This is a genomic window from Streptomyces sp. NPDC012637 (assembly GCF_042954805.1).
GTDB lineage: Bacteria > Actinomycetota > Actinomycetes > Streptomycetales > Streptomycetaceae > Streptomyces.
On the sequence record NZ_JBIBDS010000017.1, the window covers coordinates 22,861 to 44,037 of the forward strand.

A 21,177-nucleotide genomic window follows, 5' to 3' on the forward strand; every position below is an offset into this window, starting at 1 on the left:
AGACGCACCCACGCCCCCCGCGGGCGACCCCCGGCCGGAGGGCCCGTAGCTCGATGTCCTCAACTCCTGAGTTTCCGCGACACGTCGTCACCGCCGTGCTCGTCGCCCACGACGGCGCCCGCTGGCTGCCGGACGCCCTCGCCGGGCTCCTCGCCCAGGAGCGCCCCGTACAGAACGCCGTCGCCGCCGACACCGGCAGCGCCGACGACTCCGCGCGACTGCTCGCCGAGTCCCTCGGCGCCGACCGCGTCCTCCACCTCGCGCGCCGCACCGGATTCGGCGCCGCCGTCGAGGAGGCCGCCCGCACCGCACCCGTCCTCGGACCCGAGGAACTCCCGTACCTGAAGCGGCCCAGCGGCTGGGACCCGGTCACCCGCACCTGGCGCGACGACGCCTACGACCTTCCCGAACTCCCTTACGGCGAGCCGGTGCAGTGGCTCTGGCTGCTCCACGACGACTGCGCGCCCGAGCCCGGCGCGCTCACCGAACTCCTGCGCGTCGCCGACTCCGACGAGCACGCCGCCGTCATCGGCCCCAAGCTGCGCGGCTGGTACGACAAGAAGCAGCTGCTCGAAGCCGGCGTCTCCATCGCCCGCAGCGGCCGCCGCTGGACCGGCCTCGACCGCCGCGAACAGGACCAGGGCCAGCACGACCAGATCCGTTCCGTCCTCTCCGTCTCCAGCGCCGGCATGCTCGTCCGCCGCGACGTCTTCGAGGAACTCGGCGGCTTCGACCGCCGCCTGCCCCTCATGCGCGACGACGTCGACCTGTGCTGGCGCGCCCACGCCGCCGGACACCGCGTCCTCGTCGCGCCCGACGCCGTCCTGCGGCACGCCGAGGCCTCCGCCCGCGAGCGCCGCACCGTCGACTGCGCGGGCCGCTCCGCCGCCAACCCGCACCGCGTCGACAAGGCCGGCGCCGTCTACACGCTGCTCGCCAACAGCCGCGGCGCCGCCCTGCCGTACGTGTTCGTCCGGCTCGTCCTCGGCACCCTGCTCCGCACCCTCGCCTACCTCGTCGGCAAGGCGCCGGGTCAGGCCGTCGACGAGATCATGGGTCTCCTCGCGACCCTGCTGCGGCCCGAGAAGATCCTCGCCGCCCGCAAGCGGCGCAAGAACCCGCCCGTCCCCGCGAGCGAACTCCGTTCCCTCTTCCCCGCGCCCGGCGCCACCGTCCGCGCCGCCGCCGAACAGCTCGCCTCCCACTTCGGCGGCTCCGACGCCGACTCCGGCGGCTCACGGCACGGCGCCGTCGAGTCCGGCCCCGGCGGAGACGACGCCGACTTCCTGGAGATCGAGCAGTTCGCCCGGCTGAAGAAGATCGCCCGCAGGCCCGGGCCCCTCCTCTTCGCCCTGCTCCTCGTCGTCTCCCTCGTCGCCTGCCGCAACCTCTTCGGCGGCGGCTCACTGGCCGGCGGCGCCCTGCTGCCCGCGCCGGACACCGTCTCCGGGCTCTGGTCGCGCTACGCCGACAGCTGGCACGCCATCGGCACCGGCGGCACCCAGACCGCCCCGCCCTACCTCGCCGTCCTGGCCGCGCTCTCCGCGCTCTTCCTCGGCTCGACCTCCTTCGCGCTGACCCTGCTGCTCGTCTGCTCGGTCCCGTTGGCCGGCGTCACCGCCTACTTCGCCTCCCGCGGCATCGTCGAGTCCCGGCTCCTGCGCGCCTGGGCCGCCGTCGCCTACGCCTTCCTGCCCGCCGCCACCGGCGCGCTCGCCACCGGCCGGCTCGGCACCGCCGTGCTCGCGATCCTGCTGCCACTGATCGCCCGCGCCGCCGTCGCCGCCCACGGCCTGAACCGGCCCCGCGGCGAGCGCGGCAGCTGGCGCGCCACCTGGGCGTACACCTTCCTCCTCACCTTCGCGACGGCGTTCACCCCGGTCGTCTGGCCGCTCGCCGTCCTCCTCGGCATCGGCGTCCTCGCCCTGCGCCGCGACGACATCACCGCCTACGGACTGCGCTTCCTCGCCGCCGTCGGCACCCCGGTCCTCGTCCTGGCCCCCTGGTCGCTGTCCCTCCTGACCAGCCCCTCCGCCTTCCTGCGCGAGGCCGGCCTCGACATCCGTACGGGCACGGCCTCCGCGCTCGACCTGCTCGCCGCCAGCCCCGGCGGCCCCGGCACCACCGGCGGACTCGTCCTCATCGGGATCGTGCTCGCCGCGCTCGCGGCCCTGCTGCGCGAGGAGCGCGCCTTCGCCGTCCGCGCCGCCTGGGCCGCCGCCCTCGCCGGACTCCTCTTCGCCGTCCTCACCAACGGCGCCGGAGACGCGGAGACCGGCTGGGCCGGACCCGCCACCCTCGTCTACGGCGCCGCCCTGCTCGCCGCCGGCACGATCGGCGCCGAAGGCGGCCGCACCCGCGTCGCCGCCCACGGCTTCGGCTGGCGCCAGCCCGTCGCCGCGCTCGTCGCGCTCGCCTGCGCCGCAGGCCCCGTCGTCGCCGCGGCCGGCTGGATGATCGGCGGCGCCGACGGCCCGCTCACCCGCCGCGACCCGGTCCAGGTCCCCGCCTTCGTGGCGTACGAGAGCGGTCAGGGCGGCCAGCCCCGCACCCTCGTCCTCGGCGGCAACGCAGCCGGCGAGGTCTCGTACACCCTGGTCCGCGGCTCCGGCGCACACCTCGGCGACGCCGAACTCGCCATGACCGGCGAGAGCGAACCGCTCCTGGACAAGGCCGTCGCCCACCTCGTCGCGGGCTCCGGCGCCGACCAGACAGAAGCCCTCAACGGGTTCGCGATCCGCTTCGTGCTCGTACGGGACGGCGCGCCGCGCCAGATGACACGGGTCCTCGACGCCACTCCCGGCCTGAACCGCCAGAGCGAGCAGGACGGCGGCGCCCTGTGGGCCGTCGGCGACCGCACGGCCGCCCGGGCCACGATCGTCACCCCCGCGAAGGGCGACGGCGGCAAGGAGAGCACCGCGCTGGACGCGGTCGCCGGCGGCCCCGTGGACGCGCGGTACACGATCCCGGCGGGCGGCGCCGGCCGCGTCCTGCGCCTCGCCGACCGCGCCGACGAGGGCTGGACCGCCACCCTCGACGGCAAGGAACTGAAGCCGGTCACCGTCGACGGCTGGGCCCAGGGCTTCGAACTGCCCTCCGGCGGCGGCCGCCTCGACCTCACCCACGAGGAGCCGGTCACCCACACCGTGTGGATCTGGTCCCAGGCCTTCCTCGCCGTCGTGCTGCTCGTCCTCGCCCTGCCCGGCCGCCGCCGTGACATCGACGACGACCTGCCCGACGAGGAGCTCGCCATCCCCGCCCAGGCCACCCCCGTCGAGGGCGACGGCCGCCGCGCCCGCCGGCTGCGCGCCGCCGCCGAGGCGGAGGCCGCCGCGGCTCCCCAGCCCGATCCGTCCCCGGCGCCCGAGCCCGGGTACGCACCCGAGCCCGTGACCGAGCCCGCCCCCGTACCCGAGCAGCCGGCCTACGAGCCCCAGCAGGAGTGGGCCCAGCAGGGCCAGGGCTACTACCAGGAGCAGTACGCGTACGACCCGTACGCACAGCAGCCGTACGCACAGCAGCCGCACGACCAGCCGACGTACGACGAGCAGGCGTACGACCCTCAGCAGTACTCCCAGCAGCAGTACGACCCGTACGCCCAGCCCAACGGCTACGAACAGCAGCAGCCGTACGAGACGTACGACCCCTACGGCTACGGGCAGCAGCAGGACCAGCAGCACCAGCAGCGTCCCGACGGGAGCAGCAACCAGTGAAGCGCACCACCCTCTCCCTGATCGCCGTCGCCACCACCCTGGCCGCGGTGACCGGCGTCGCCGCCCTGACCGCCCCCGACGGCAGGATCCCCACGACCCTGGAGGCCACCGCGCCGCTGCCCGTGGAGCGCACCAGCCTGCTCTGCCCCGCGCCGAGCAGCTCGGAGGTCGCCGAGACCACGTACACCTCGTACACGCCCGCCGCCAAGGGCTCCACGGGCGAGCGCTCCCAGTCGGAAGCGGCGCAGTCGGCCAAGGCCGAGCTCAAGCCCGCCCCCGAGGCGCCCCTCGCGGGCGAGACCCCGCCCAAGAAGGCCAAGGAACCCCAGGCGCCCGCGACCGTCGCCAAGCCCGGCACCCCCGTCGGCGCCGAAGCGAACGGCGCCGAGGCGCCCGCCCTGACCGGCTCCGCGAACGGCACGCTCGCGCCCGGCTGGACCGTCCAGCAGACCACCGTCGTCCCGGCCGGCGGCGCGCGCGGCCTGCTCGGCGTCACCTGCACCGCCCCGGACACCGACTTCTGGTTCCCGGCCGTGTCCACCGCCAAGCAGCGCCAGGACTACGTCCACCTCACCAACCCGGACGACAAGAGCGCCGTCGCGGACATCGAGCTGTACGGCCCCGAGGGCGCCCTGAAGCTACGGGACACCGAGGGCATCCCGGTCCCCGCCCACTCCAGCGTCAGGGTGCTGCTCTCCACGCTCACCACCGACCCGGCCCAGCCGGACGTCACCGTCCACGTGGCCACTCGCGGCGGACGCGTCGGCGCCGTCGTCGGCGCCGCCGACGACACCGCGGGCAGCGACTGGCTGCCGGCCTCCGCCGACCCGGCCGGCACCGCCGTGCTGCCCGGCATCCCCGCCGACGCCACCTCCGTCCGCCTCGTGGCCTACGCGCCCGGCGACGACGACGCCGACCTGAAGGTCCAGCTCGTCACCCCGACCGGCACGATCGTCCCGGCCAGCGCGTCCTCCCTGCACGTGAAGTCCGGCATGACCGCCGCCGTCGACCTGCCCGATCTCACCCGCGGCGAGCCCGGCTCGCTGCTCCTCACCCCGTCCGACCCGAAGAAGGCCACGCCGGTCGTCGCCGCGCTGCGCGTGGTCCGGGGCAAGGGCGACAAGCAGGAGGTCGCGTTCATCCCGGCGGCCGCCGCGATCGAGGGCCGCGCCACCGTCGCCGACAACCGGGCCAAGGGCGCCACCCTCGCCCTCACCGCGCCGGGCGCCACCGCTCAGGTGCGGATCACCGCCTCGGCGGGCACGCAGGGCGGCACGCCCGTCACGAAGACCGTCACCGTGAAGGCGGGCACCACCACCTCGCTCCCCGCGCCCGTCCCCGACGGCCTGAAGGGCTCCTACGCCCTCACCGTCGAGCACCTCTCGGGCGGCCCGGTGCACGCCTCGCGCACGCTGGAGCTGCCGGAGGACGGCATCCCGATGTTCACGGTCCAGACGCTCACGGACGACCGGAGCACGGTGAGGGTCCCGAAGGCGAAGCAGGACCTGACGGTCCTGGGCGACGACTGAGACGGGGAACCCGGCCTTGGGGTCGGGGCCGGGGGCCGGCCCCTCGGGGCCGGGGCAGGGGCCTCGGGGCCGGCGCCCACGGGACTGGCGCCCGGGCCTGAACCCGTACGCGCGCGGAGGGCCCGAACCCTTACGGGCGGGTCAGTCCTGCCCGTACCGCGGGTCGACGGACTCGGGGGAGAGGCCGAGGAGGTCGGCGACCTGCTCCACGACGACCTCGTGGACGAGGAGCGCGCGCTCGTCGCGGCTCTTCGAGCGGATCTCGACCGGGCGCCGGTAGACGACGACCCGGGCCGGCTCGTTCTTCTCCGCCGGGGTCGAGCCGCCCAGCGGCACCACCGACTCGCCCGAGACCGGCGGCGGGACCTCCAGCACCATGAACTCGACGTCCGCCAGTTGCGGCCAGCGCCGCTCCAGCCGCTCCACCGAGTCGAGGACCAGATCGCGGAAGGTGTCCGCCCGGCTCATGGACAGCGGAACCTGCGGCGGGGCGACCGGCCCCCGCATGCCACGGCCGTGCCGGTCGCGGCGACGCACGCGCGGCGCCGGGCTTTCCATGCTCTGGGTGCTGTCCGTCACTGACGCAGCGTAACTCTCCCCGGTGTTCCCGGACCGGTCCAGAACGGCCAAGACGGTGGTGTACGGCCGTCGGCGCTGTCACAACCCGACCGTTCCGGCCAAGCGGGCGCGCGTTTTCCGGGACCCGCCGGATCGGCCATCTGGCCGTGATTGACCGGTTTTCCACCTGACGCTGTCCGGATCGCACGCCGCCCGCACCCGCCTTACGTGCCGCTCCCGCAGGTCAGAACGGCCGATCGGACCCGGTCCGTGGCGGACGTCACACCGCGACACGGTGGAGTGACCTGGGGGAGAGTCGTCGCGGCCCGCTCAAGAGTGCGGTACCGTCCAACGTCGTGAGCCCTGTACGTCGCTGTTCGCGCACCGCGTGCGGCCGCCCTGCCGTCGCGACACTGACGTACGTCTATGCCGACTCGACCGCGGTCCTCGGCCCGCTCGCCACCTACGCCGAGCCCCACTGCTACGACCTGTGCGCCGAGCACAGCGAGCGCCTCACCGCCCCGCGCGGCTGGGAGGTCGTGCGGCTCTCCGACGGCACCACCCCGACCCGCCCGACCGGCGACGACCTCGAAGCCCTCGCCAACGCGGTGCGGGAGGCGGCCCGCCCCCAGGAGCGCGCGGCCGAGGCCGGCGGCGGCCCCGGGAAGCCCGGCGGCCCGGGCCGTGGCGGCGACCCGATGGAGGTCGGCCGACGGGGGCACCTGAGGGTCCTGCGTAGCCCCGACAACTGATCCGGGCTCCGCCGACAACCGATCCGGGCTCCCCGGAGAACCGACCCCGGCTCCGCAAGGAACCGACCCCGGCTCCCCGGAGTACCGAGCCCGAGAACTGATCAAGGTCCCCTCCCGGGTAGTTTGGGCGTTCCGTACGCGCGCCGCATCCGCGCGTTCGTGAGTGGTGTTGCCGAGACTTCAGGAGGGTTGATCCGTGGCTGCTGATCTGTCGCAGATCGTGAAGGCGTACGACGTCCGCGGGGTGGTGCCGGATCAGTGGGACGAGACCCTGGCCGAGCTGTTCGGCGCCGCGTTCGTCCGGGTCGTGGACGCCGACGCGATCGTCATCGGCCACGACATGCGCCCCTCCTCGCCCGGCCTCGCCGCCGCCTTCGCGCGCGGTGCCGCCCGCCTCGGCGCCGACGTGACGCTGATCGGCCTGTGCTCGACCGACCAGCTGTATTTCGCCTCCGGCCTGCTGGGGCTGCCGGGCGCGATGTTCACGGCCTCGCACAACCCGGCCCAGTACAACGGCATCAAGATGTGCCGCGCGGGCGCCGCCCCGGTCGGCCAGGACACCGGTCTGTCCGACATCCGCGAGCTCGTCGAGCGCTGGTCGGACGAGGGCGCCCCGGAGCCGGCGGCGAAGCCGGGCACGGTCACCGAGCGGGAGACCCTGAAGGACTACGCGGCGCACCTGCTCTCCCTGGTCGACCTCACCGCCATCCGCCCGCTGAAGGTCGTCGTGGACGCGGGCAACGGCATGGGCGGCCACACCGTCCCGACGGTCTTCGAGGGCCTGCCGCTGACCGTGGTCCCCATGTACTTCGAGCTGGACGGCACCTTCCCGAACCACGAGGCCAACCCGCTCGACCCGAAGAACATCGTCGACCTCCAGGCCCGTGTGCGCGCCGAGGGCGCCGACCTCGGTCTGGCCTTCGACGGCGACGCCGACCGCTGCTTCGTCGTCGACGAGCGCGGCGAGCCGGTCTCCCCGTCCGCCATCACCGCCCTGGTCGCGGCGCGCGAGCTGGCCAAGAACCCCGGCGGCACGGTCATCCACAACCTGATCACGTCGTGGTCCGTCCCGGAGGTCGTCCGCGAGAACGGCGGCACGCCCGTCCGTACCCGCGTCGGCCACTCCTTCATCAAGGAGGAGATGGCCAGGACCGGCGCGATCTTCGGCGGCGAGCACTCGGCCCACTACTACTTCAAGGACTTCTGGAACGCGGACACCGGCATGCTCGCCGCGCTCCACGTCCTCGCGGCCCTCGGCGGCCAGGACGGCCCGCTGTCCGGCCTGGTCTCCTCCTACGACCGCTACGTCTCCTCCGGCGAGATCAACTCGACCGTCGCCGACCAGGCCGCCCGCCTGGCCGCGGTGAAGGCCGCCTTCGCCGACCGCGAGGGCGTCACCCTCGACGAGCTCGACGGTCTGACGATCACCTCGGCCGACTGGTGGTTCAACCTCCGCGCCTCCAACACGGAGCCCCTCCTCCGCCTGAACATCGAGGCCCGCGACGACGACCAGATGCAGGCCCTCCGCGACGAGGTCCTGACCCTGGTCCGCGCGTAACCACACCGAGCAGGAACGACAAAGGCCCGCCCCCTCCGCGTGGGGGCGGGCCTTTGCCCCCTCTCGCGCCCCGCGCCGCGCTTGGGCGGTGCCGTCGGGTGGCCGCCGGCGGCGCGCCTCGCCGTCTCAGCTGCGCCCCCGGCCTGGCCGGGCCGGCGCCTGCCGCCTCCGCCAGGGCCCTGCTGCCCTCTCGCGCCCCGCGCCGTGCTTGGGCGGTGCCGTCGGGTGGCCGCCGCCGGCGCGCTTCGCCGTCTCCGCTGTGTCCTGTGCCGGCCGGGCCGGCGCCCGCCGCCTCCGTCGGGGGCCCTGCTGCCCTCTCGCGCCCCGCGCTCCGCCGGGCCGGTGCCTTCGCGTGGCCTCCGTGTGGGCATTCGTCCCGCTGGGGCGGGACGGGTGGGCACACGGGACGGCGCCCTTGGCGGGCGCGTTCCGCCCCTGCACCTGCCCGCCACCCCTACGGCGGCGCCCGTGCGACACGCGCCGCGCACGGCAGAGCCCGCCCGGCGGCGCGGCGCCGACACCCATGCCGGGCGGGCACCCCGGCGGCGCGGCGCCGACACCCACGCCGGGCGCGTACACCGGCCTCGACGGCACGGCGCGTGTCGTACGGGCGGGCAGGCACTCCGCCGCCCCGGCGCGCGGCGCCGACACCATCCCGGACGTGCCCCGAAACACCGCCCGCCCGCGACGCGGTCAACACGTCGCCCCCCGTTCCCCCGCCGACCCCCTCTCCGTCGCCTCCCCGCCGCCCCCACCCCGCACCGTTGCCCAGGCGCCGCCCCGGCGCCGCCCGCCACTCGTCGGGCGCGCCGCCCGCGGCCCGGCGGTAGGCTGACCTGGCCCGAGACCGTCGTACGTAAGGGAAGCGCCACGCAGCGCCCCGCACGTACCACCCGCCCCGTCCGAAGGGACCACTCATGCCGCTCGAAGCCGGCCTCCTGGAGATCCTGGCCTGCCCGGCCTGCCACGCCCCGCTGAACGACCGGACGGCGGAGGAGACCCCGGAGCTCGTCTGCACCTCCACGGACTGCGGGCTCGCGTACCCGGTCCGCGACGGCATCCCGGTCCTGCTGGTCGACGAGGCCCGCCGCCCCGAGTAGCCCGCGCCGAACGCCCGCCCCGCGCCCCCGGGAAGCCGGCGCGGGACACGGCGCGAGGCGGCCGCGGTGACGCGCACCCCTCGGCGTACCCCTCGGGGGGATGACCCCGCCGGCCCACCCGGCCGGCCCCGCTCCGACGACCCCGACGACCGGAGGCCCGCCACATGCTCGACGAGACCCTCCTCGACGCACCGGACGCCCTCGCCCTCGCCGACCACCGCGGCCTGCTCCGCGGCGCCGCCGAGGCGGGCGCGCGGGTGAGGACCGCGGCCCGGCACGCCGCCGAGGCCGGCATCTCGGAACTCCGCCCCGAGGGCCGCCCGCGCGCCGTCCTCGTCGCGGGCCCCGGCACCGCCGCCGCCGGTGTCGCCGACCTGGTGGGCGCCCTCGCAGGCGCCTCGGCGCCGGTGATCCGCCTCCAGCCCACCGGCGTCGCCCCCGCGGCCGGCGCGCTGCGCTGGGCGCTGCCCGGCTGGGCGGGCTCGGTGGACCTGCTGCTCGTCCCCACCACGGACGGCTCGGAGCCCGGTCTCGCGCTCCTCGCCGAGCAGGCCTACCGCCGCGGCATCACCGTCGTCGCCGTCGCCCCGAAGGACTCCCCGCTCTCCGAGACGCTGAGCGGTTCGCGGGGTCTGCTCGTACCGATGGCGCTGGCCCCGCACGAGACCGCCGAGGAGTACGCGGAGTCCCTCGCCGCGAGCCCCGGCGACCTGTGGGCGCTGTTCACGCCGCTGCTCGCGCTGCTCGACCGGGTGGGTCTGGTCGAGGCGCCGCCGGAGGAGCTCGAACAGGTGGCGGACCGCCTGGACCGGACGGCGGAGCGCTGCGGCCCCGCCATCGCCACGTACAGCAACCCGGCGAAGACCCTGGCCGCCGAGCTCGCCGACTCGCTGCCCCTCGTCTGGACCGAGGGCGAGGCCGCCGGCCCGGCCGGCCGCCGCTTCGCCGCGGTCCTCGCCGAGCTCGCCGGCCTGCCCGCGCTCGCGGCCGAGCTGCCGGAGGCCCTGCCCGCCCACGGCATGCTGCTGGCCGGGGACTACGCGGCGGGCGCCGACCCCGACGACTTCTTCCGCGACCGCGTAGAGGAGCAACAGGCGCTGCGCGCCCGTGTCGTCCTCCTCCGTGACCGCCCGGCCGAGGGCAACGTGCTGAGCGCAGCCCCGGCCGCCCGCGAACTCGCCCTCGGCCACGACACGGCCATCAGCGAACTGGAGCCGGAGGAGGGCAGCCCGCTGGAGAACCTGGCGGAACTCCTCGCCGTCACCGACTTCGCCGCCGTGTACCTGTCCCTGGCATCCGCGGGCCGAGCCCCCGAATAGCCATCGGGAGCCCGCCCGGAGCCCACCGGAGTTCCCACCAGGAGCCCGAGGCAAGCCCACCGGAAGCCCGCGGGATTCCGCCGGAAAGCCCGCAGGGACCCGTCGGAAGCCCGCCGGGTGGCCGCCGGCCCCGCCGGAAGCCCACGGGGCAGCCGCCGGCCCCGACCGGGGACCCCGGCGGACGCCGGAGGACCCGACGGACGCCGACCCGGGACCCCGACGGACGCCGAAGGACCTGATGGAACGCCAAAGGGCCCGACGGACCCCGACCCGGGACCGGCGGACGCCAAAGGACCCGCCGGATCCCGACGGGGACACCGACGGAATCGGCTGGCCCGGCTGGACCCCCGCGGATCCAGCAGGCCGACTCTCGGCCGGCCCGTCAGGCCCGTCAGGCCCGTCAGGCCCGTCAGGCCCGTCAGGTTCCGCCAGGCCCGCCAGGCCGGTCAGGTTCCAACAGGCCCCGTCAGGCTCGGTCTGGCCCCCTCAACCTACGTACGGGCTAGGCGCGGGCTCCCGGCAAGTTCTCCGAACCCCTCGCCGGCCCCAAGCCGCACGAACCGACCCACCCGACCCACCCGACCCACCCGCCCCCCACCCCTTTGACGCCCCCACGTCCATCCCGCATCACCGCACTGAAAAGAGCTGGAAGCCCCATGGACCGCCTCGTCAACACCGTCCGTCCGTACGCCTGGGGGTCGGCGACGGCCATCCCGGAACTCCTCGGCGTCGCCCCCACCGGCCAGCCCCAGGCCGAGCTGTGGATGGGCGCCCACCCCGGCGCCCCCTCCCGTACCGAGCGCGGCCCCCTCAACGAGGTCATCGACGCCGATCCCGTACGGGAACTCGGCACGGCCGCCGTCGAGAAGTTCGGCCCCCGGCTGCCCTTCCTCTTCAAGGTGCTCGCCGCCGGCGCCCCGCTCTCCCTCCAGGTCCACCCCGATCTCGCCCAGGCCCGCGAGGGCTTCGCCGCCGAGGAGGCCGCGGGCATCCCGCTGGACGCCCCGGAGCGCAACTACAAGGACGCCAACCACAAGCCCGAACTCATCTGCGCGCTCACGCCGTTCCACGGCATGTGCGGCTTCCGTGAGCCCGTCGAGGCCGCCGACACCATGGCCGCGCTCGGCGTGGACTCCCTCAAGCCGTACGTCGACCTCCTCCACGCCCACCCCGAAGAGGCCGCGCTGCGCGAGGTCCTGACCGCGCTGCTGACCGCCGACCACGAAGCGATGGCCCGCACCGTCGCCGAGGCCGCGCACGCCGCCGCCCGCCTGGGCGGCGCACACACCCCGTACGCCCGGATCGCCCACCACTACCCCAGCGACCCCGGCGTGCTGGCCGCGATGCTGCTCAACCCGGTCACGCTCCAGCCCGGCGAGGCCCTCTACCTCGGCGCCGGCGTCCCGCACGCCTACGTCGACGGCCTCGGCGTCGAGATCATGGCCAACTCCGACAACGTGCTGCGCTGCGGCCTCACGCCCAAGCACGTCGACGTCCCCGAACTCCTCCGTGTCGTCCGCTTCGAGCCGGCCGACCCGGGCGTCCTGCGCCCCGAGGCCTCCCCGTCGGGCGAGGAGGTCTACGACACCCCCATCGACGAGTTCCGGCTGTCCCGTTTCGTACGGGCCGAGGGCGCCGCCCCGACCGACCTCACCGCCCCGACGCCGCAGATCCTGCTCGCCGTCGCCGGCCGCCCGAAGGCCGGCGAAGTCACCCTCGCCCCGGGCGAGTCCGTCTTCGTACCGGCGGGCGAAAAGACCGAACTGTCCGGTGCGGGCACGGTCTTCCGCGCGACCGTCGTGGCCTGATGGAACAATGACCCGCCGTACAGCGGCGGACGGCGCTGCGAACCGACGAAGGGAACACACAGACCCATGAGCGCGTCAGGCGGAACCAAGGCGATCGTGGCGGCGCTCGCCGCCAATCTCGCGATCGCCGCAGCCAAGTTCGTGGCGTTCCTCTTCAGTGGTTCGTCCTCGATGCTCGCGGAAAGCGTCCACTCGCTCGCCGACTCCGGCAACCAGGGACTGCTGCTGCTCGGCGGCAAGCGGGCCCAGCGCGAGGCGACCCCGCAGCACCCGTTCGGCTACGGCCGCGAGCGCTACATCTACGCCTTCCTCGTCTCGATCGTCCTCTTCTCGGTCGGCGGCATGTTCGCCATCTACGAGGGCTACGAGAAGATCCGGCACCCGCACCCGATCGAGGCCTGGTACTGGCCGGTGGGCGTCCTCGTCTTCGCGATCATCGCGGAGAGCTTCTCCTTCCGCACCGCGATCAAGGAGTCGAACGCGATCCGCGGCAACCTGTCGTGGAAGGAGTTCGTGCGCCGGGCGAAGGCCCCCGAGCTGCCCGTCGTCCTCCTGGAGGACCTCGGCGCGCTCGTCGGTCTCGTCCTCGCCCTCGGCGGCGTCGGCCTGGCCCTGCTGACCGACAACGGCGTCTGGGACGGCATCGGCACCGTCTGCATCGGTGTGCTGCTCGTCCTCATCGCGATCGTCCTCGCCGCCGAGACCAAGTCGCTGCTGCTCGGCGAGGCCGCTGGCATCGACGAGGTGAAGAAGATCGAGGCCGCCATCGTCGACGGCGACACCGTCACCCGTCTCATCCACATGCGCACGCTCCACCTCGGCCCGGAGGAGCTCCTGGTCGCGGCCAAGGTCGCGGTCCGGCACGACGACACCGCCGGCGACGTGGCGCGCGCCATCGACGCGGCGGAGGAGCGCATCCGCGCCGCCGTCCCGATCGCCCGGGTGATCTACCTGGAGCCGGACGTCTACAGCGAGAAGGCCGCGGCCAAGGGCGCCTGACCGGACACACCGAGCACGTCGGACAGGCCGAGCACGCCGGACGCGCCGGACATGCGGGAGGCCCCGGACCTGATCGTGATCAGGCCCGGGGCCTCCCGCATGTCACGCCGTCAACCTCACGCCGTCAACCTCACGCCGTCACCCGCAGGCCGTCACCGTCGGGCTGTGCTCCAGGGGCCGTGACCCTCTGGCGTGCGTCGCCCTCGAGTTGTCATCCGCGGGTCGTCCCACCTGGGCCGCCACCCGCGGCTATCACCCCTGTCTGTCCCGAGGCGCGCTGGCCGGGCCTTCGCGGTCACGCCTGGGATTGGACGTACGGGGGAGGAACGGGCGGTCCGGTACGACGGGCCGCCCGCCGCCCGGTCAGCCATCCGCCGAGGCCGAGACCGAACCCGACGAGGAGCACCACCGAGCCCCCGAAGAACCCGATGACGGCACCGACAGCGCCCACCGGACTGTCGATCGCCCGCTCCCGCACGGCCGTGACCGGGACAGTCCCGCCGTCGAGCTCCTGGTGGAAGCGCGAGTCGAGGGAGTTGCCCCGGTTGTCGCCGAGCAGGAACAGCCGGCCCTCCGGGACCTCGATCTGCTCGAAGGGGTAGCCCCCGACCGGGTCGCCCCCGAGCACGTACGGCTCCGAGAGCGGCTTGTCGTTGACGAACACCTGCCGTCCGTCGGCCCTGATCCGGTCACCGCCGACCCCGATCACCCGCTTCACGGCGAGTCCCTCCTCGACGCCCCACTCCGGCACGGAGACGAGAACGACGTCGCCGCGCCGCACCTCCGACGGCTCGACGCTCTCGGCGAAGATCATGTCGCCCGTCTCGTAGGTGGGCCGCATCGACTCCGAGGGCACGTTGTGGCCGGGATACGCGCTCCGCAGCGCCCATCCGCCGACCATCAGCACCACTCCCAGCGCCAGCAGCACACCGCCGGCGATCCGCAGTCCCCGCCCGGGTCTCATCCCTCAGCCCCTCCCAGCAGTCCGGCCCGCACCATATAGGCGCACGCCGACAACGGCGGCGGTGGGCCGGTGGATTGGGAGCCGGCGACTGCCCAGTGAGCTTCCGACGGGAGGATGCACCCGGCCGGACGACCCGGCCTGCGGGCTGGAGGGGCGTATCCGGCTGGGCGGGGCACCGGCAGGCCGGGCTGCGGGCTGGTCGGGCGTATCCGGCTGGGCGGGGCACCGGCAGGCCGGGCTGCGGGCTGGTCGGGCGTATCCGGCTGGGCGGGCCACCGGCAGGCCGGCCTGCGGGCTGGAGGGGCGTATCCGGCTGGGCGGGGCACCGGCAGGCCGGGCTGCGGGCTGGAGGGGCGTATCCGGCTGGGCGGGGCACCGGCAGGCCGGGCTGCGGGCTGGAGGGGCGTATCCGGCCGGACGGGCCTACCGGATCTCGCCGAGCAGTCCCGGGACGGCCGCCCGGTCCGGCGCCTCAAGCAGTCGCTCGCGGAACCGCGCGTCCATCAGCTTCCGGGAGAGCAGCGCGAGGATCCGCAGGTGCTCGTCCCCGGCGGCGGCCTCCGCCACCGCGATCATGAAGATCAGCCGGGCTTTCGTGCTGTCGAGCGAACCCGCTCGACGCCCTCGGGCGACCGGGCGAAGCCCACCACCGGCGCGGTGACGGCGTCCGTCTTGGCGTGCGGGATGGCGATCTGCTCGCCCAGCCCGGTGGTGCCCTGCTCCTTCCGTGCGAACGCGGTTCGGACCGGCCCGTCGAGGCCGGCCACTTTCCCCGTCGTCGCGAGCAGCACCGCCATCTCGCTGATCGCCGCCTCCTTGTCGCCGGCATCGAGCCGCGTCTTCACGGTCCGCCCGGTCAGACACCCGGACAGCACCTCGTCCTCCGCCTGACCTTCCTGCTCCTGGAGCGCGGGGGCGGGCGTGGCGGCCGGTGCGGGCACCACTGCGGGCACGGCCGCGACGGCGGGTACGGCTGCAGGCATGGGCACGACTGCGGATACGCCGGCAGGTTCGGATACGCCGGCAGGTTCGGGTACGGCCACTGGCGCGGCCGCCCTGTCGGTATGGGCGGCTCCGGCGCCGGCCCTCGCGAGGGCGGGTTCCGCGACCCGGGCCGGTTCCGTGGCCGCACCGGCCGGGAGCGCCCCGGCCCCGACCCCGGCCCGGTTCCGCCGCCCTGTCCGTACGGGCGGCTCCGGCACCGGCCCTCGCGAGGGCGGGTTCCGCGACCCGGGCCGGTTTCGCGGCCGCCCCGGCTGGCAGCGCCCCGGCCCTGGCCCGGTTCCGCTGCCCTGTCGGTACGGGCGGCTCCGGCACCGGCCCCCGCGACCCGGGCCGGTTCCGTGGCCGCACCGGCCGGCAGCGCCCCGGCAGCGCCCCGGCCCCGACCCCGGCCCGGTTCCGCCGCTCCTGGATGTCGATGAGCGCGCTGGTGGCGAGGGCGGTGCCCGCCGCCACCGCGAGGAGGAACATCGGCACACCGCCGACGGCGCCGAGCACGGCGACGACCAGCCCGCCGTGCGGCACGGCGCCCGTCACACCCGCCAAGCCGGCGAGCGCACCGGAGACCGCGCCGCCCAGCACGTTCGCCGGGCTGCCTCGCTCCGGCCTCCCGGGCATCGCGCCGTACGCACATCCGGGCGCCAAAAGTCCGCAATGCCCCGAATGTGAGGGGCACGGAGCCTTCTGTCGAGCCCGTATCCGGCCGAATCCCAGACGGGTTCCGCGCCCGACGGACTGTGGGCCGCTGCGCCGATCGGTGTAGATTCGTGACCAGCCAGACGTCGCTGCTGATGGCGGTCGGGCGGTCCGGACACGGACCGGCCGAGGGAGAGAGGGCCTCCGACGACTGCACCGCGGACCCACGCGGGAGTACCCGGGCATTCGTATGCCCGCGTCGCCCCCAGCCGCGGTGCCAGGTGCCCACTCGATCCCTCGAACCCGATTGACGAGGAGCAGCTCCAGTCATGACGACTGTCGCCAAGCAGGACTTCAAGGTCGCCGACCTCTCCCTGGCCGCGTTCGGCCGCAAGGAGATCACCCTCGCCGAGCACGAGATGCCCGGCCTGATGTCGATCCGCCGCGAGTACGCCGAGCAGCAGCCGCTGGCCGGTGCCCGGATCACCGGCTCGCTGCACATGACCGTGCAGACCGCCGTCCTCATCGAGACCCTGGTCGCCCTCGGCGCCGAGGTCCGCTGGGCCTCCTGCAACATCTTCTCCACCCAGGACCACGCCGCCGCGGCCATCGCCGTCGGCCCCAACGGCACCCCGGAGAACCCGCAGGGCGTGCCGGTCTTCGCCTGGAAGGGCGAGACCCTGGAGGAGTACTGGTGGTGCACGGAGCAGGCCCTGACCTGGCCGAACACGCCCACCGGCGGCCCGAACATGATCCTCGACGACGGCGGTGACGCCACCCTCCTCGTCCACAAGGGCGTCGAGTTCGAGAAGGCCGGCTCGGCCCCGGACCCGGCCACCGCGGACAGCGAGGAGTACGGCTACATCCTCCGCCTCCTCAACCGCACGCTCGCCGAGAGCCCGCAGAAGTGGACCCAGCTGGCGTCCGAGATCCGCGGCGTGACCGAGGAGACCACCACCGGCGTCCACCGCCTGTACGAGATGATGCAGGCTGGCACCCTGCTCTTCCCGGCGATCAACGTGAACGACGCCGTGACGAAGTCGAAGTTCGACAACAAGTACGGCTGCCGCCACTCGCTGATCGACGGCATCAACCGTGCCACCGACGTCCTCATCGGCGGCAAGACCGCCGTCGTCTGCGGCTACGGCGACGTCGGCAAGGGCTGCGCCGAGTCCCTCCGTGGCCAGGGTGCCCGCGTGATCGTCACCGAGATCGACCCGATCTGCGCGCTGCAGGCGGCGATGGACGGCTACCAGGTCACGACCCTCGACGAGGTCGTGGAGACGGCCGACATCTTCATCACCACGACCGGCAACAAGGACATCATCATGGCCGCCGACATGGCCAAGATGAAGCACCAGGCGATCGTGGGCAACATCGGTCACTTCGACAACGAGATCGACATGGCCGGCCTGGCCAAGATCCCGGGCATCGTCAAGGACGAGGTCAAGCCGCAGGTCCACACCTGGACGTTCGAGGACGGCAAGGTCCTGATCGTCCTGTCCGAGGGCCGGCTGCTCAACCTGGGCAACGCGACCGGTCACCCGTCCTTCGTGATGTCGAACTCCTTCGCGGACCAGACCCTGGCCCAGATCGAGCTCTTCACCAAGCCGGAGGAGTACCCGACCGACGTCTACGTGCTCCCGAAGCACCTGGACGAGAAGGTCGCCCGCCTCCACCTCGACGCCCTCGGCGTCAAGCTGACGACCCTCCGCCCGGAGCAGGCCGAGTACATCGGCGTCAAGGTCGACGGCCCGTTCAAGCCGGACCACTACCGCTACTGATCCCAGACCGGCGGGTGATCGGTCCAGGCCGACCACCCGCCCGTCACGGGCACCCGTAGCGGAACAGACAGGCCCCCGCACCCCCGTGCCGGGGGCCTGCCACGTTCCGCGACCACGGCTTCTGCCTACCGCTCCAGGACGCACCCCGAGGACCCATGCCCCGCGGCCGCTATTCGCTCTACGATCCGCACGATCACACCCCCCTCGGTGAAGAGCACTTCAACTGCGCGCCCGGCCCCTCCGGCTGGCGCTACGTCTCACAGACGACGACCCCCTCGGGCGACCCGACCGGCTCCGTCGACCTGGCCATCGACGACCTGGGGCGCCCCATCCGCCTCGAACTGCACGCCGCGCACTGGCAAGTCCGCGGCGCCGCCCTCGACGGCGTCACCTGGGTCCGTACCGACCCCACCGGAACCCATGCCAGCGAAGGCAATGTGCGCGCCCACGCCTTCACCGGCACGTCCCCGGCGTTCCTCGTCGCGATCTCCCGACTCCTGCGCCTCACCCCCGATTCCCCGGAGACCCGCGTCCGGCTCGTCGCCTTCACGGATCCCGTCCTCGCCCCCCTGACGGTCGACCAGTCCTGGGCCCTGGTGAAGAGTGAAGCGCACGCCACTGACAACGGCCCTCTGATCGTGGACGAGTACCAGGTCAGCGCCCTGGACACGGGCGAGCGGCACACCGTCCACCTCGCGGGCGACGTGGTCCTCTCGGCCCCCGGCATCGAACTCGAAGAACTCGAATCCCCGCCGAACGTCTTCTGACGTTCGCGAGCCTCGGGGCCCCGGGCCGACTCTCAGGCGGGCGGGGCGAACCCGGTCGCGGGCGGGGAAACGGCCGGGGCGGCCGCCCCGGGAGGGTCAGCAGCGGGGGTCGCCGAGCCCGCCGGCCCTGGCCGGCCGGCCGATGCAGCGGGCGAGGGCGAGGGCGCGGGATCGGGAGCGGCAGCGGCGCCGGAGCCCGCCGCGGGAACTCCGCCATGAGCTGCCGGGAAGTCGGGCATCTTCCCGGCAACCCCGGGTACTCCGGACCGCCCCGACACCCCGGGAACCCCGGACGTCCCGGGATTTCCAGAGAACCCAGGAAACCCAGAGCTCTCAGAAACCCCAGAGAAGCCAGAACCCCCGGGATTCCCCGTCGGCCCCGCGGCGAAGGCCCGCCGCGCGTCCCGCGCCTGCCGCTCGGCCACCACACCCGCGAGATACGCCGCGGCCGGCACGCCCGGGGGCGGAGGAGCCCCGGTCCGCGCCACCAGTTCGTCGGCCAGCCGCTCCGCGAGCCGCTGCCCGATCGCCGGGTCCAGCTGCCGCATCCGCGTCAGGTACTGACGTACCTCCAGCCACAGCCCGTCCGGCACGGCCGACAGGTCCAGCCCGGCGAACCGTCCGACCAGCCACGGGGGCGGAGGCGGCACCACCATGCCAGTGCCCGAGGCCACCCGCTCGCGCACCACCAGCGTCCCGGCGAACACGTCGCCGATCCGCCGCCCGCGCTCCGACGCCAGCGAGGCGATGCACGCCACGGCCCCGAACGTCATCAGGATCTCCACGACGCCCATCGCGCCGCGCATCAGCGCGTGCCGGAAGCGGATGGGCCCTCCGTCCTCACGCACCACCCGCAGCCCACAGGCCAGCTTTCCCAGTGACCGCCCGTGCGACAGCGTCTCCACGGCTATCGGCGCGCCGACGAGGACCAGCAGGAAGGACGCGATGGCCAGCGCCCGCGCCGCAGCCTCGTCGAGCGAGGCCGTCGCGACCGTGAGCCCCAGGCCGATCAGCAGATACGCCGCCCACACGACGACGAGGTCGAGCAACAACGCCAGTGCCCGGCTCGGCAGCCGTGCCGGCTGCAGACCCAGATAGACGGCATCACCCGTCACCACTCCGCTCACGGCGCCCACCCTTCTCCCACCCGACCTTCGACCTGACGGACCCGGTCCGAACGTCAGTCTGCCAAGCTGGCCCGCAGCGCGCCGCAGTAGTACGGACCGTACGCACCCAGTGCCTGGAGCAGCAGCCGACCATGGACCTCGACGTCTTCGTCACCGCCCACCGCGCAGAGTGGGACCGTCTCGACCATCTGCTGCGCCGCGGCCGCCGCCTCACCGGCGCCGAGGCCGACGAACTCGCCGCCCTCTACCAGCGCACCGCGACCCACCTCTCGCTCATCAGGTCGAGCGCACCGGACCCGATGCTCACGGCCCGGCTCACCCAGCTGATCGCCCGAGCCCGCGCCACGGTCACCGGCACCCGCCGCGCCTCCTGGCGCGACGCGGCGGAGTTCCTGACGGCCGGCTTCCCGGCCGCCGTCTACCGCTCCCGCCACTGGTGGATCCCGACCGCGATCCTGTCCACGCTGCTCGCGGCCCTCATCGGCTGGTGGATCGGCGTGCACCCCGAGGTCCAGTCCGCACTCGGCGCCCCGGCCGAACTCCGTGAGATGACCCGCCCCGGCGGCCAGTACGAGACGTACTACTCGAGCCACCCGGCCGCGTCCTTCTCGGCAGCGGTCTGGACGAACAACGCACAGGCCGCCGCCATGTGCCTGGTCCTCGGCGCGTTCCTCGGGATCCCGGTGCTGCTGATCCTCTTCGCCAACATGCTGAACGTCGGCATCGGCATCGGCCTGATGGCCTCGGCGGGCCGCCTGGACGTCTTCCTCGGCCTGATCCTCCCGCACGGCCTCCTCGAACTGACCGCCGTCTTCGTCGCCGCCGGCACCGGCCTCCGCCTCGGCTGGACGGTCATCGAACCGGGCCCCACCACCCGCCGCGCCGCACTGGCCCAGCAGGGCCGCGCCGCGATCGGCATGGCGATAGGCCTCGCCCTGGTCCTTTTCGTCTCGGGCCTGATCGAAGGCTTCGTCACCCCGTCGGGCCTGCCGACCTGGGCCCGGATCACCATCGGCGTCGTCGCCGAGCTGGCATTCCTCGCGTACGTCTACGTGCTCGGTGGCCGTGCGGCCCGCGCAGGCGACACCGGCGACGTCGCGGAACCCGACCGCACCGCCGAGCTCCCGACGGCCGCCTGACCTGCGCCTGACCCGCACCGACCGTGCCTGACCCGCCGATGTGCGGAGCACCCTGCTGACCTGCTAGTCTCCTCTTCGCCCGCAAAACCCGTTGACACGGGTGGCGTGGGGAGGTAGATTCAAACGGTTGCCTGGAGCTGGACAAGCTCGAGGGCAAGGAGTTAGACTCTCTCTCGCTCCGGTCGAGAATGCGAAAGCGTTCGGTGACGACGGAGCCACCTCGATTCCTTAATCCGAATCACGAAGTCGCCGATTAGGCCGACGGAAATGAATCTGATAAAGTCGGAATCACGCCGGAAGGCCTCGGAAAAGACGAAAGTCGAAATCGGGACCGGAAAGCACCGAGGAAATCGGATCGAAAAGATCTGATAGAGTCGGAAACGCAAGAACGAAGGAAGCGCCCGGAGGAAAGCCCGCGAGGG

Annotated in this window: 16 protein-coding genes; 11 read left to right on the forward strand and 5 right to left on the reverse strand. The window is 73.9% G+C overall.

Translation table 11 applies throughout. The features are described 5' to 3' along the window. Nucleotides 1-53: 53 nt before the first annotated feature. Nucleotides 54-3,713, forward strand: a complete 3,660-nt coding sequence (locus ACFY8W_RS37480; protein ID WP_391115643.1) for a glycosyltransferase — start codon at nucleotides 54-56, stop codon at nucleotides 3,711-3,713. Beyond that, a complete protein-coding gene (locus ACFY8W_RS37485; RefSeq protein ID WP_391115645.1) occupies nucleotides 3,710-5,242 on the forward strand; it encodes a DUF5719 family protein in 1,533 nt (510 codons plus the stop codon). Before ACFY8W_RS37480 ends, ACFY8W_RS37485 begins: the two co-directional genes overlap by 4 nt. Nucleotides 5,243-5,383: 141 nt before the next feature. Here ACFY8W_RS37485 and ACFY8W_RS37490 read toward each other — a convergent pair whose 3' ends face one another. After that, nucleotides 5,384-5,800, reverse strand: a complete 417-nt coding sequence (locus ACFY8W_RS37490; RefSeq protein ID WP_391115669.1) for a metallopeptidase family protein — start codon at nucleotides 5,798-5,800, stop codon at nucleotides 5,384-5,386. A gap of 305 nt (nucleotides 5,801-6,105) precedes the next feature. Between ACFY8W_RS37490 and ACFY8W_RS37495 the strand changes: the two genes are divergently transcribed. The 6 genes from ACFY8W_RS37495 (at nucleotide 6,106) to ACFY8W_RS37520 (ending at nucleotide 13,336) form a co-directional block, all read left to right on the forward strand. Then, entirely contained in the window at nucleotides 6,106-6,552 is a 447-nt protein-coding gene (locus ACFY8W_RS37495) for a DUF3499 family protein (protein WP_391115670.1), read from the forward strand. Between the two features lie 196 nt (nucleotides 6,553-6,748). Then, a complete protein-coding gene (locus ACFY8W_RS37500) occupies nucleotides 6,749-8,110 on the forward strand; it encodes a phosphomannomutase/phosphoglucomutase (RefSeq protein WP_391115647.1) in 1,362 nt (453 codons plus the stop codon). A gap of 917 nt (nucleotides 8,111-9,027) precedes the next feature. Next, the gene (locus tag ACFY8W_RS37505; RefSeq protein WP_128985075.1) at nucleotides 9,028-9,210 is read left to right on the forward strand and encodes a Trm112 family protein; all 183 of its coding nucleotides are present in this window, start codon (nucleotides 9,028-9,030) and stop codon (nucleotides 9,208-9,210) included. Nucleotides 9,211-9,374: 164 nt separating this feature from the next. Next, nucleotides 9,375-10,529, forward strand: a complete 1,155-nt coding sequence (locus ACFY8W_RS37510; protein WP_391115649.1) for an SIS domain-containing protein — start codon at nucleotides 9,375-9,377, stop codon at nucleotides 10,527-10,529. A 656-nt stretch (nucleotides 10,530-11,185) separates the two neighbouring features. Beyond that, nucleotides 11,186-12,337 carry a mannose-6-phosphate isomerase, class I gene (manA, locus tag ACFY8W_RS37515; RefSeq protein ID WP_391115651.1) on the forward strand — a complete coding sequence of 384 codons (1,152 nt, stop codon included), beginning with the start codon at nucleotides 11,186-11,188 and terminating at the stop codon, nucleotides 12,335-12,337. A 66-nt stretch (nucleotides 12,338-12,403) separates the two neighbouring features. Then, on the forward strand, nucleotides 12,404-13,336 hold the full coding sequence (locus tag ACFY8W_RS37520) for a cation diffusion facilitator family transporter (RefSeq protein WP_391115653.1): 933 nt from the start codon (nucleotides 12,404-12,406) through the stop codon (nucleotides 13,334-13,336). A gap of 295 nt (nucleotides 13,337-13,631) precedes the next feature. On the opposite strand, the gene lepB is transcribed toward ACFY8W_RS37520, so the two are convergent. From lepB to ACFY8W_RS37535, 3 genes are all read right to left on the reverse strand, one after another. Then, a complete protein-coding gene (gene lepB / locus ACFY8W_RS37525) occupies nucleotides 13,632-14,300 on the reverse strand; it encodes a signal peptidase I (RefSeq protein WP_391115655.1) in 669 nt (222 codons plus the stop codon). A 423-nt stretch (nucleotides 14,301-14,723) separates the two neighbouring features. Then, nucleotides 14,724-14,876 (reverse strand): hypothetical protein, encoded by a 153-nt coding sequence (locus ACFY8W_RS37530; RefSeq protein ID WP_391115657.1) that lies wholly within the window; start codon nucleotides 14,874-14,876, stop codon nucleotides 14,724-14,726. A 5-nt stretch (nucleotides 14,877-14,881) separates the two neighbouring features. Next, nucleotides 14,882-15,283 (reverse strand): PTS sugar transporter subunit IIA, encoded by a 402-nt coding sequence (locus ACFY8W_RS37535; RefSeq protein ID WP_391115659.1) that lies wholly within the window; start codon nucleotides 15,281-15,283, stop codon nucleotides 14,882-14,884. A gap of 984 nt (nucleotides 15,284-16,267) precedes the next feature. Here ACFY8W_RS37535 and ahcY point away from each other — a divergent pair. Together ahcY and ACFY8W_RS37545 are read left to right on the forward strand one after the other, a co-directional pair. Further along, entirely contained in the window at nucleotides 16,268-17,722 is a 1,455-nt protein-coding gene (ahcY, locus tag ACFY8W_RS37540; protein WP_391115661.1) for an adenosylhomocysteinase, read from the forward strand. A gap of 155 nt (nucleotides 17,723-17,877) precedes the next feature. Continuing rightward, on the forward strand, nucleotides 17,878-18,489 hold the full coding sequence (locus ACFY8W_RS37545) for a hypothetical protein (RefSeq protein WP_391115663.1): 612 nt from the start codon (nucleotides 17,878-17,880) through the stop codon (nucleotides 18,487-18,489). Between the two features lie 32 nt (nucleotides 18,490-18,521). Here ACFY8W_RS37545 and ACFY8W_RS37550 read toward each other — a convergent pair whose 3' ends face one another. After that, nucleotides 18,522-19,616, reverse strand: coding sequence for an RDD family protein (locus ACFY8W_RS37550; protein ID WP_391115665.1), 1,095 nt, complete (start codon nucleotides 19,614-19,616; stop codon nucleotides 18,522-18,524). Nucleotides 19,617-19,747: 131 nt separating this feature from the next. Between ACFY8W_RS37550 and ACFY8W_RS37555 the strand changes: the two genes are divergently transcribed. Further along, nucleotides 19,748-20,755 carry a stage II sporulation protein M gene (locus ACFY8W_RS37555; protein ID WP_391115667.1) on the forward strand — a complete coding sequence of 336 codons (1,008 nt, stop codon included), beginning with the start codon at nucleotides 19,748-19,750 and terminating at the stop codon, nucleotides 20,753-20,755. Nucleotides 20,756-21,177: the final 422 nt, after the last annotated feature.

What these genes read in the sequence shown, in the direction of transcription:
- ACFY8W_RS37480 (WP_391115643.1), top strand. Translation starts at nt 54, where the DNA reads ATGTCCTCAACTCCTGAGTTTCCGCGACACGTCGTCACCGCCGTGCTC.
- ACFY8W_RS37490 (WP_391115669.1), bottom strand. Translation starts at nt 5,800, where the DNA reads ATGGAAAGCCCGGCGCCGCGCGTGCGTCGCCGCGACCGGCACGGCCGT.
- ACFY8W_RS37505 (WP_128985075.1), top strand. Translation starts at nt 9,028, where the DNA reads ATGCCGCTCGAAGCCGGCCTCCTGGAGATCCTGGCCTGCCCGGCCTGC.
- ACFY8W_RS37510 (WP_391115649.1), top strand. Translation starts at nt 9,375, where the DNA reads ATGCTCGACGAGACCCTCCTCGACGCACCGGACGCCCTCGCCCTCGCC.
- manA (WP_391115651.1), top strand. Translation starts at nt 11,186, where the DNA reads ATGGACCGCCTCGTCAACACCGTCCGTCCGTACGCCTGGGGGTCGGCG.
- ACFY8W_RS37520 (WP_391115653.1), top strand. Translation starts at nt 12,404, where the DNA reads ATGAGCGCGTCAGGCGGAACCAAGGCGATCGTGGCGGCGCTCGCCGCC.
- lepB (WP_391115655.1), bottom strand. Translation starts at nt 14,300, where the DNA reads ATGAGACCCGGGCGGGGACTGCGGATCGCCGGCGGTGTGCTGCTGGCG.
- ACFY8W_RS37530 (WP_391115657.1), bottom strand. Translation starts at nt 14,876, where the DNA reads ATGATCGCGGTGGCGGAGGCCGCCGCCGGGGACGAGCACCTGCGGATC.
- ACFY8W_RS37535 (WP_391115659.1), bottom strand. Translation starts at nt 15,283, where the DNA reads ATGCCTGCAGCCGTACCCGCCGTCGCGGCCGTGCCCGCAGTGGTGCCC.
- ahcY (WP_391115661.1), top strand. Translation starts at nt 16,268, where the DNA reads ATGACGACTGTCGCCAAGCAGGACTTCAAGGTCGCCGACCTCTCCCTG.
- ACFY8W_RS37545 (WP_391115663.1), top strand. Translation starts at nt 17,878, where the DNA reads ATGCCCCGCGGCCGCTATTCGCTCTACGATCCGCACGATCACACCCCC.
- ACFY8W_RS37555 (WP_391115667.1), top strand. Translation starts at nt 19,748, where the DNA reads ATGGACCTCGACGTCTTCGTCACCGCCCACCGCGCAGAGTGGGACCGT.